General features: G+C 43.5%; 4 protein-coding genes. All 4 read left to right on the forward strand.

The genetic code is table 11. The annotated features are described in order from the left end of the window. The coding region (locus CDG77_RS35035; RefSeq protein ID WP_143857185.1) for a sigma-70 family RNA polymerase sigma factor at positions 1-278 on the forward strand (278 nt) is incomplete at its 5' end. Positions 279-291: 13 nt separating this feature from the next. Then, the gene (locus CDG77_RS38830; protein WP_258169731.1) at positions 292-423 is read left to right on the forward strand and encodes a hypothetical protein; all 132 of its coding nucleotides are present in this window, start codon (positions 292-294) and stop codon (positions 421-423) included. Positions 424-529: 106 nt separating this feature from the next. After that, complete coding sequence (locus CDG77_RS35040; protein WP_094333671.1) at positions 530-781, forward strand: hypothetical protein; 252 nt, start codon at positions 530-532, stop codon at positions 779-781. 102 nt (positions 782-883) lie between these two features. Continuing rightward, positions 884-1,081: hypothetical protein (locus CDG77_RS38375; RefSeq protein WP_223270176.1), on the forward strand; the 198-nt coding region annotated here is incomplete at its 3' end.

Here is a 1,081-nt window from a genome sequence, read left to right on the forward strand (position 1 = left end):
TAGTCGATATTTTACCGATGGATAGCATTTCTCTAGATGAGCAAATAGCTCAGGAGCTTTTACACCAAGACTTGAGCGAGTTGCTGGCATTGCTTAAGCCAAGGCAACGAGAAGTATTGACTCTACGTTTTGGATTAGAAGATAATCAAGAATTAACTTTGAGTCAAGTTGCAAAACGCCTAAATCAAAGCCCGGAAACAATTCGTAAAACTGAACATCAAGGTTTAAAAATTTTGCGCTCTCATCAAAACAAGATTAAAGACTATCTTCTTAATTAAGTGTTTCATTTATATGAGCAAAATCCGCTACTCCAAAGACTGTAAACAAGTCGCCACTGCCTTTTTAGATGCCTCCAATTGCGGCTGTCAGGAGTGCGGTGCGATCGCATACCCGCACTTTCCGGTGGCAATTACCTCTGCTTAGTCCCTGGCGAAAAACCATCAGATTGTTACTGTTTCAATCAAATGGCGCATGAATATATTGATGCCCAGAAACTATCCTTATAAATAGAACAGCGATTATAGAACCGATGCCCAGCAAAACAATTGATGTCCGAGAGTACACCGTTAGAGCGCACAAGCGGGAAATTCACACTCGCGTTTTTAACTTCGTATGTAAGCAGTGTGAACAACCCACACAACGAGAAACGTTTGGTGTGCGACCACTCTACTGTGAGCAATGCCGTCCGCCACAAGCACCCAAGCAATCGAAAGTAGTCCCTATAGGCAAGAGGAAACCTAGAGCGATGAACTACAAGAGTGGCAAAGGTATTGGTGGGTGATTTTTTGTTTTGACGTAAGGGCAATATCTTCTCTTCTCTTTCAGAGACGCACTCGCGTTCGACAAACGCCAACGGAAAAAGCGGTTACGGCAGTTGCATGAAGTGGCTAGCCGTGACTCTTCTGTGGATTCGCTGTTACAAGGGTTGGGGATTTTGTCAACCCGTATTTGTGATCCTTGCAGCCAAAGCTGCTGGCGGCTGTTGAGAGAGAGTACAAGCTTGTATGGGAAATTGCGTATTTCTAGGCATTTACAACCTTGGGAAATACCCGATTCAAGTCTAATAAAACATCTTCAAATC

The sequence above is a fragment of the Nostoc sp. 'Peltigera membranacea cyanobiont' 213 genome, assembly GCF_002245975.1.
Taxonomy (GTDB): domain Bacteria; phylum Cyanobacteriota; class Cyanobacteriia; order Cyanobacteriales; family Nostocaceae; genus Nostoc.

What these genes read in the sequence shown, in the direction of transcription:
- CDG77_RS38830 (WP_258169731.1), top strand. Translation starts at nt 292, where the DNA reads ATGAGCAAAATCCGCTACTCCAAAGACTGTAAACAAGTCGCCACTGCC.
- CDG77_RS35040 (WP_094333671.1), top strand. Translation starts at nt 530, where the DNA reads ATGCCCAGCAAAACAATTGATGTCCGAGAGTACACCGTTAGAGCGCAC.